Raw genomic sequence first — 8,844 nt, forward strand, 5'->3', positions numbered from 1 at the left:
GACGTGAACTGGGCCTGGGCGACCGGCAGCGCCCACTACGACTGGATGGATCACGCGCCGCTTTTCGATCAGCGCGACTGATCCGGATCGGGCTCGTTTCGGGCCCTTAATTCACCACACCTGACACGGCCCGATTCGCCGCACACCGGCCGAGCGCCGGTCGGCGGGCCGCACGCGCCCGCGCGCCGGCTCGCGACCGGTCGTCTGAATACCATTCGCCGTCGCGATGCCGATTGCGGCTGCCGGAAAGTGTGGCAACAATGCAGGTGGCCGCAAGCGGGCCCGATGCAAAGCGAACGCCGGCGCGCTCCGCGCACCGACCGGCAACTTGATCTGGCGGCGGGTGGATCGCGTCGACAGGTTTCATTCAACCTTCAACGATTCATGGCTGCCGTGACTCCAACCCCCATCCAGTCCATCCTGATCGCGAACCGCTCGGAAATCTCGATTCGCGTGATGCGTGCCGCCGCCGAGCTGAACATCCGCACGGTGGCGATCTATTCGAAGGAAGACCGCCTGGCGCTGCATCGCTTCAAGGCGGACGAGAGCTACCTGATCGGCGAAGGCCGCAAGCCGCTTGCCGCGTATCTCGACATCGACGACATCCTGCGCGTTGCACGGCAGGCCAACGTCGACGCGATCCACCCCGGCTACGGCTTCCTGTCCGAGAACCCCGAGTTCGCGCAGGCCGTGATCGATGCGGGGATCCGCTGGATCGGCCCGTCGCCCGACGTGATGCGCACGCTCGGCAACAAGGTGGCCGCGCGCAACGCGGCGATCGCCGCCGGCGTGCCGGTGATGCCCGCGACTGCGCCGTTGCCGGACGATCTCGCCGCATGCAAGGCGCTGGCCGCCGAAGTCGGCTACCCGCTGATGCTGAAGGCGAGCTGGGGCGGCGGCGGGCGCGGGATGCGCGTGCTCGAGAACGAGCGCGACCTCGAGACGCTGCTGCCCGTCGCGCGGCGCGAGGCGCTGGCCGCGTTCGGCAACGACGAGGTGTACGTCGAGAAGCTCGTGCGCAACGCGCGCCACGTCGAGGTGCAGGTGCTCGGCGATACGCACGGCACGGTCGTGCACCTGTACGAGCGCGACTGCACGGTGCAGCGGCGCAACCAGAAAGTGGTCGAGCGCGCACCCGCGCCGTACCTTGATCGAGACGGCCGGCAAGCGCTGTGCGAGTCCGCGCTGCGCCTGATGCGTGCGGTCGGCTACACGCATGCGGGCACCGTCGAGTTCCTGATGGATGCCGACACCGGCCAGTTCTACTTCATCGAAGTGAATCCGCGCATCCAGGTCGAGCACACGGTGACCGAGATGATCACCGGGATCGACATCGTGAAGGCGCAGATCCGCATCACGGAAGGCGGGCGGATCGGTCTTTCCGACGATGTCATTGACGGCGCCGGCACGCTTGTCGAACGTGCGGCCGGCGTGCCGGAACAGCACGCGATTCCGCTGAACGGCAACGCGCTGCAATGCCGGATCACGACCGAGGATCCGGAGAACGACTTCCTGCCCGATTACGGGCGGCTCACCGCCTATCGCAGCGCGGCCGGCTTCGGCGTGCGGCTCGATGCGGGCACGGCGTACGGCGGCGCGGTGATCACGCCGTACTACGACTCGCTGCTCGTGAAGGTCACGACGTGGGCGCCGACCGCGGCCGAATCGATTCACCGGATGGATCGCGCGCTGCGCGAGTTCCGGATTCGCGGCGTCACGTCGAACCTGCAGTTCCTCGAGAACGTGATCAACCATCCGGCCTTCATCGCGGGCGAGGTGACGACGCGCTTCATCGACAGGACACCTGAACTGCTCGAATTCGCGAAGCGCGGCGACCGCGCGACGAAGCTGCTGCGCTATCTCGGCGAGTTGAACGTAAACGGCAACGCCGAGATGAGCGGCCGCACGCTGCCGGCGCTGCCGCTGCAGAAGCCGGTGCTGCCGAAGATCGATACGACGGCGGCGATCCCGGTCGGCACGCGCGATCGTCTGCGCGAGCTTGGGCCGGAGAAGTTCTCGCAGTGGATGCTCGACCAGAAGCAGGTGCTGCTGACCGACACGACGATGCGCGATGCGCACCAGTCGCTGTTCGCGACGCGCATGCGCACGGCCGACATGCTGCCGATCGCGCCGTTCTACGCACGCGAGCTGTCGCAGCTGTTCTCGCTCGAATGCTGGGGCGGCGCGACCTTCGACGTCGCGCTGCGGTTCCTGAAGGAAGACCCGTGGGAGCGGCTCGCGCTGCTGCGCGAACGCGTGCCGAACATCCTGTTCCAGATGCTGCTGCGCGGCTCGAACGCGGTAGGCTATACGAACTACGCGGACAACGTCGTGCGCTTCTTCGTGCAGCAGGCCGCGAGCGCGGGCGTCGATTTGTTCCGCGTGTTCGATTCGCTGAACTGGGTGCGCAACATGCGCGTGGCGATCGATGCGGTGGGCGAGAGCGGGATGCTGTGCGAAGGCGCGATCTGCTACACCGGCGACCTGTTCGACCCGTCGCGCTCGAAGTACGACCTCAAGTACTACGTCGGCATCGCGCGCGAATTGCAGAAGGCCGGCGTGCACGTGCTCGGCATCAAGGACATGGCCGGCATCTGCCGTCCGCAGGCCGTCGCGACGCTCGTGAAGGCGCTGAAGGAAGAAACCGGGCTGCCCGTGCATTTCCATACGCACGACACGAGCGGCATCGCCGCGGCGTCGGTGCTCGCAGCGGTCGAAGCGGGCTGCGACGCGGTGGATGGCGCGCTCGACGCGATGAGCGGGCTCACGTCGCAGCCGAACCTGTCGAGCATCGCGGCGGCGCTGGCCGGCGGTGCGCGCGATCCGGGCCTGAACGCCGATCGCCTGCACGAAGCATCGATGTACTGGGAAGGCGTGCGCCGCTACTACGCGCCGTTCGAATCGGAGATCCGCGCGGGCACGGCCGACGTCTATCGCCACGAGATGCCCGGCGGCCAGTACACGAACCTGCGCGAGCAGGCGCGCTCGCTCGGCATCGATCATCGCTGGACCGAGGTGTCGCGTGCGTATGCGGACGTGAACCGGCTGTTCGGCGACATCGTGAAGGTTACGCCGACGTCGAAGGTGGTCGGCGACCTCGCGCTGATGATGGTCGCGAACGATCTCGGCGTGGACGACGTGCGCAACCCGGACAAGGACATCGCGTTCCCCGAGTCGGTCGTGTCGCTGTTCAAGGGCGAGCTCGGCTTCCCGCCGGACGGCTTCCCGGCGGCGCTGTCGCGCAAGGTGCTCAAGGGCGAGCCGCCGGCGCCGTATCGCCCGGGCGACCAGATTCCGCCGGTCGATCTCGACGCGGCGCGCGTGCAGGCCGAGGCCGCCTGCGAGCAGCCGCTCGACGATCGGCAACTGGCGTCGTACCTGATGTATCCGAAGCAGACGATCGACTACTACGCGCACGTTCGCGCGTACAGCGACACGTCCGTGGTGCCGACGCCGGCGTTCCTGTACGGGCTGCAGCCGCAGGAGGAGGTGGCGATCGACATCTCGCCGGGCAAGACGCTGCTGGTGTCGCTGCAGGGCCAGCATGCGGATGCGCAGGACGGCATCGTGAAGGTGCAGTTCGAGCTGAACGGCCAGTCGCGCTCGGCGCTCGTCGAGCAGAAGACCGTCGTTCACGCGGGCAAGGAGCGGCACGGGCTGCAGCGTGCCGATCCGGCCAATCCGCTGCACATTGCCGCGCCGATGCCGGGCTCGGTGGTGACGGTGGCCGTGCAGCCGGGGCAGCGCGTGACGGCCGGCACGACGCTGATCGCGCTCGAGGCGATGAAGATGGAAACGCACATCGCGGCGGAGCGCGACTGCGAAATCGCGGCCGTGCACGTGAAGCCGGGTGAGCGGGTTGCGGCAAAGGATCTGCTGATCGAGCTGAAGGGAGCGGACTGAGGTGTGCCGACTGCACGGTGATTGCGACTGATCGCGTGCAAGGGTGACGTGCAGTGACGCACGGATGATTGCGGCATACCTGAAAGGCAGGGAGGCGTGCCGGCACGTAGCGAGTTGTGCGGTGCGCGTTGTTCGGTTATTTTCCCCAAAGCCGGGTGGTAACGGCTCCCGCGCGGAGCTGTTACCACTCGCGCCATCAACATTCTAAGAATCCTGCTCTAGCGTCAACGGGTCGATCCTGACATGCAGCACTCGCCGTCAGGTCGACCGGCCGCTCTCTCGATGGCGTGCCCACCGCGCCGAACCTCTCCGCCGCACGTTTCCGCGCCGTCACCTCCTCTCCGTGATCCGGTTCGAGTGCCCGTCGAACTGTTCCGCATCAATCGCGTATTGCGTTATTTGTGCGCCCGCTATCCGTTTCGATATGCGCGTCATATCGATATGAGAAATGACCGAAACGCGGCAGTCGCACGTTCTCCATAATCGAAAACGCATCTGAAATGGCTGCCCATCCGACGCTTCTCGACGCTTCTTCATGACAACCCGGGCCAATGACGAAGGACAAGAAAGTGAGCAACGTACGCATTGATCAAATTGCCTTCCTGACAACGGGAAATTACTCCGGCGAAGACGCAGCGGAGGGGTTCGAGCGGGCGCTCGACCTGTTCCACGCGGGCGAGGCGCTCGGCTACGACGGTGCCTGGATAAGGCAACGCCATCTCGAGCGCGCCGTCTCGTCGGCCACCACGTTTCTCGCGGCGGCGAGCCAGCGCACGACGCGGATCGGATTGGGCACGGCGGTCATCCAGATGGGATACGAGAATCCGTTCCGGCTGGCCGAGGATCTCGCCACCGTCGACGTGCTGTCGCGCGGGCGCCTCAATGTCGGACTCAGCGCAGGTGCGCCGATTCACGGGGCGCTGCTGGGCGAACGCCTGTTCGACACCGATCCGGACCTGGTCGACTTCTCGCATGCGCGTCTGGCCCGGCTGCGCCGCAATCTCGCCGGCGACTGGCTCGGTGACGAAGACACGTTCGTGGAATCCGCCGCAGGCAAGGTCCGGCCGCGCGTGAGCCCCTTTGCACCCGGCTTGACGGGGCGGCTCTGGTACGGCGCCGGGTCTACGCGGTCGGCCGAATGGGCCGCCCGGAACGGCTTCAACCTGCTGATCGCCAACGTGACCACGGGCGAGGGCACCGACAGCTATCTCGACGCGCAGTTGCGGCAACTGGAGTTGTATCGCGACCATTGGCATGAAGCCCACGCGCCGCGTATCTCGCTGGGGCGCGTGATCGTCCCGACCGACGGCGCGAGCGCGAAAGAGCGCGAACGCTATCGCGCGTTTGCGGACGCACGTCATGCCCGCACGCTGGCGCCACAGGGCGAGCGGCGCACGCTGTACGCGCCGGATCTCGTCGGCACGTCGGATGAAATCCTGGAGCGGCTGCTGGCCGATCCGGTGGTCGGACAGGTGCGGGAACTGCGCGTCGAACTGCCCTACAACCTGCCGTTCGAGAATTATCTGCAGATTCTCGACGATGTCATGACGCGCATCGCACCGGCACTCGGCTGGCGTCCCGCCGATCAGCGCGAACAGGCTGCGGCCTGAGCGGCGGCGCGTATGCAGATCGCGACCGGGGGCGAACGCCGCGCCGGCCCGCGTCGACTTCATCATTCGCACGCGTACCGCGTCCTGTCGCGCGAGCCGGCCGCGGCGGCGATCGATTGACCGGACGTCCGGTACGCATCGTTCGCGGGCGATCGCGCGGGCGGGCTCAACCAACCGCGTAACGCGCAAGGGCGTCGATCGATCGCCGACACCGACGGAATCGGTGCCATGTTCCGTACTTCGATCGCTCCCGGCACATGCGTTCCGTCTCGAACAGGTCGCCCAAGCCCGATCCTGTGCCCGAAGCCCGCTATCATCATTTCAGCCGTCATTCCAAAGTACGGAACATATCGTCGCTACACTTTGACTCGACTCCGGTTGGCTCGTGTAATGCAAGACATCGGATGGCCGCACGTTGCGAGCAACCGGTTCACGCAGTTCATGGCCGCTTTCAGAGCCGAATCGAGACAAACGGAGCAATCGATGTCGCCGCAGGCAACCCGGGCAGCGCCGCGCATGTCAGCGCAGGAAGACGCGAATTGGCACGACGCGTCGATCGGAGACGGTGAGAGCCAGGACGGCGGGCACGCGTCCCGCGCGATGGTCGTGCCGCTCGCGCGCAGCCTGGCGATACTGGCCGCGTTTTCGCCGCATGCGCCGTGGCTCGGCAATCAGGAACTCGTGAGCGAAACGGGCATTCCGGCGCCGACGGTGTCGCGGATGGTGCGCTCGCTCGTCGCGCTCGGCTACCTTCACTATTCGCCGCAGCGTCGCAAGTACCGGCTGGCGGCCCCCGTGCTGTCGCTCGGCTATGCGGCGATCGCGCATTCCAACGTTCAACTGCTGGCCCGCCTCGAAATGCAGGCGTTCGCGAACGCGAACGAAACCTATGTGATGCTCGGCACGCGCGACCGTCTCGACGTGATCGTGCTGGAAACGTGCGCGGGCAAGCCGGCGTCGGTCGATCTCAAGCTGCACGCGGGCACGCGGTTGCGCATCGCATCGTCGCCGATGGGCTGGGCGCTGCTGGCGGCATTGCCGGAACTCGAGCGCTTCTACCTGCTCGGCAACATCGAACGCAAGACGGGGCGCGACTGGCCCAACCTGCGCCGCCGCATCAGCGAGGGCATTTCCCAGGTGCACAACGTCGGCTACTGCATGTCGCTCGGCGAATGGGAGCCGGATCTCACGATTCTCGCCGTGCCGCTGGTCGTCCAGGATCACACGCCGCTCGTGCTGGCCTGCATCGGCCGCAGCGCGCGGCTGGGGCGCGCGCGGGTCGAACGGGAACTCGGGCCGCGGCTCGTGGCGGCCGCGCAGCACTTGCAGGAGCAGGCAGTCGTGATCGACTGAAGCGAACATGAACACGACCGACAAGCAACAAGGCGTCACGCTGACCGTCGAACGCGGGCTCGAAGTGCTCCACGCCTTTCGCGCGGCCCGCGCGCCGTTGTCCAACGCGGAGCTGGTGCGGCGCACCGGACTGCCGAAAGCCACGGTGTCCCGCCTGACGACGACGCTGATCTCGATCGGCTATCTGCGCCGGGTGGGCGGCGGGCGCCAGTTCGAACTCAGCGCCGGTGCATTGAGCATCGGCCACGCGTATCTCGAAGCGAATCCCGTCACGCGCCTCGTCACGCCGGTGATGCAGAAGCTCGCCGACAAGCTGAACCTGTCGGTTGCGCTGGCCGTCCCGCATCGACTCGACATGGTCTACATCGCGTGGCGCGCGAGCGCCCGGATCGCCACGCTGCGCCTGGGCGTCGGGTCGCTGTTGCCGATGGCGTCGACCGCGGTCGGGCGCGCGTATCTGTACGCGCTGCCGGACGCGATGCGCGAGCCGCTGATCGCCGCGCTGCTCGAAGCGGCCGGCGACGATGCGGGCACGGTGCGCGAGAACCTCGAGGCGGCGTTCGAGGATCTGCGGCAGACGGGCGTCTGCATGTCGGTGGGCGAATATCAGCGCAATGCGTATGGCGTCGCGGTGCCGATCGTGGTCGGCCGGACCCGCACGCTGATGGCGCTGAATTGCGGCGCGGTGGAACTGGAGCCGGACATGGCGGCGATCCGCCAGCGCGTCGCGCCCGAACTGAAGACGGCGGCGGAAACGCTGTCCGTGATCCTGAGCGATATCGACTGCGAGCCTTGATGCGCATGTCATGAGGTCGCGCACCGGCAGCATGCGCGATGGTGTGCAATCATCTAACTAATGGTAGTTACTTTGACGTATTCGGCGTTTCCGACACGAGGAGAAGTGGACGATGGTTGGAGTGAACGACGTTCCCGGCCCCGCGCTGGCGATCGTGCAGGCCGCGTGGAACGCGGCTGCGCAAAACTGGAATCCGGACGCGCTGGCCGGCGTCTATACGGCCGACGCGTTGTTCTTCGGCGGCCGGCCCGGGCACTCGACCGGGTCTGACGCGATTCACGCGTACTTCGCGTCGTACGTCGGCGTGATCCGGTCGGCGACGCTGGAACTGGTGGAGCAACACTTCATCCGGTTCGGCGACGACTGCTTTCTCGCGCAAGGGTACGGCGAATTCGCGTTCGTGCTCGGCGACGGCAATACGTCGCGCTCGCGGTTGCGCACGACGCTCGTGATCGCGTCGCAGGCGGGCGAATGGAAGATCCGCCAGCATCATTTCTCGACGTCGCCCGAGACGCCGCCGATCTGAACTGACGCGCATGGCCGATGCGGTGCGTGCCGCATCGGCCGCAACTCAAGCGGCGTTGACGTGACGCATCAGGAACGCCTCGGCGGCTTCACCGAACACGTCGTTGCGATCGCCGGCGACCATGTGGCCCGCGGCGGCGACGTTCACGTATTCCGCGTGCGGGCAGAGTTCGAGAAACTCGCGCACGCCTGCTTCGCTGACCACGTCCGAACTGCCGCCGCGCACCAGCAGCGTGGGCAGCGTCAGGTTGCGTGCGCAGGCCGAGAAGCGGGTGTGACGCGACGGCAGGTCGATCGTGCGGGCCAGGAATTGCGGGTCCCAGTGCCAGTGATAGCGGCCGTCGTCGCCGAGCCGGACATTCTTCGACAGGCCGGCCGGATTGCCCGGGCGCGTGCGGTTCGAACGGTAGCGGCCGATCGCATCGGCGACTTCGTCGAGCGAGCCGAAGCCGTCGGCGTTCTGCGCCATGAAGGTGCGGATGCGTGCGACGCCGGTCGGCTCGGTGTACGGCACGATGTCGACGAGGATCAGCGCGCGCGCGTCGACCTGGTGCTCGCCGATCGCGACGAGGCCCGTGCCGCCGCCCAGCGATGCGCCGATCAGCGCGGGGCGACGCCCGCCGAGCGTGGCGACGAGCTGGCGCAGATCGCGGACGA

At 67.0% G+C, this 8,844-nt stretch carries 6 protein-coding genes; 5 read left to right on the forward strand and 1 reads right to left on the reverse strand.

All coding sequences use genetic code 11. From position 1 onward, the window contains the following. Positions 1-384: 384 nt before the first annotated feature. From G3N93_RS28170 to G3N93_RS28190, 5 genes are all read left to right on the forward strand, one after another. Positions 385-3,903: a pyruvate carboxylase gene (locus G3N93_RS28170; protein ID WP_206134431.1), complete on the forward strand. Its 3,519-nt coding sequence runs from the start codon at positions 385-387 to the stop codon at positions 3,901-3,903. Between the two features lie 551 nt (positions 3,904-4,454). After that, complete coding sequence (locus tag G3N93_RS28175) at positions 4,455-5,513, forward strand: LLM class flavin-dependent oxidoreductase (protein ID WP_206134432.1); 1,059 nt, start codon at positions 4,455-4,457, stop codon at positions 5,511-5,513. Between the two features lie 516 nt (positions 5,514-6,029). Continuing rightward, positions 6,030-6,866 (forward strand): IclR family transcriptional regulator, encoded by an 837-nt coding sequence (locus tag G3N93_RS28180; protein WP_041492639.1) that lies wholly within the window; start codon positions 6,030-6,032, stop codon positions 6,864-6,866. 7 nt (positions 6,867-6,873) lie between these two features. Beyond that, a complete protein-coding gene (locus G3N93_RS28185; protein ID WP_174933286.1) occupies positions 6,874-7,662 on the forward strand; it encodes an IclR family transcriptional regulator in 789 nt (262 codons plus the stop codon). Positions 7,663-7,774: 112 nt separating this feature from the next. Continuing rightward, positions 7,775-8,188, forward strand: coding sequence for an SgcJ/EcaC family oxidoreductase (locus tag G3N93_RS28190; RefSeq protein ID WP_206134433.1), 414 nt, complete (start codon positions 7,775-7,777; stop codon positions 8,186-8,188). 45 nt (positions 8,189-8,233) lie between these two features. Here the strand turns inward: G3N93_RS28190 and G3N93_RS28195 are convergent. Further along, positions 8,234-8,844: alpha/beta fold hydrolase (locus tag G3N93_RS28195; RefSeq protein ID WP_206134434.1), on the reverse strand; the 611-nt coding region annotated here is incomplete at its 5' end.

Source organism: Burkholderia sp. Se-20378, assembly GCF_017104665.1.
Taxonomy (GTDB): domain Bacteria; phylum Pseudomonadota; class Gammaproteobacteria; order Burkholderiales; family Burkholderiaceae; genus Burkholderia; species Burkholderia lata.

What these genes read in the sequence shown, in the direction of transcription:
- G3N93_RS28175 (WP_206134432.1), top strand. Translation starts at nt 4,455, where the DNA reads ATGACGAAGGACAAGAAAGTGAGCAACGTACGCATTGATCAAATTGCC.
- G3N93_RS28185 (WP_174933286.1), top strand. Translation starts at nt 6,874, where the DNA reads ATGAACACGACCGACAAGCAACAAGGCGTCACGCTGACCGTCGAACGC.
- G3N93_RS28190 (WP_206134433.1), top strand. Translation starts at nt 7,775, where the DNA reads ATGGTTGGAGTGAACGACGTTCCCGGCCCCGCGCTGGCGATCGTGCAG.
- G3N93_RS28170 (WP_206134431.1), top strand. Translation starts at nt 385, where the DNA reads ATGGCTGCCGTGACTCCAACCCCCATCCAGTCCATCCTGATCGCGAAC.
- G3N93_RS28180 (WP_041492639.1), top strand. Translation starts at nt 6,030, where the DNA reads ATGTCAGCGCAGGAAGACGCGAATTGGCACGACGCGTCGATCGGAGAC.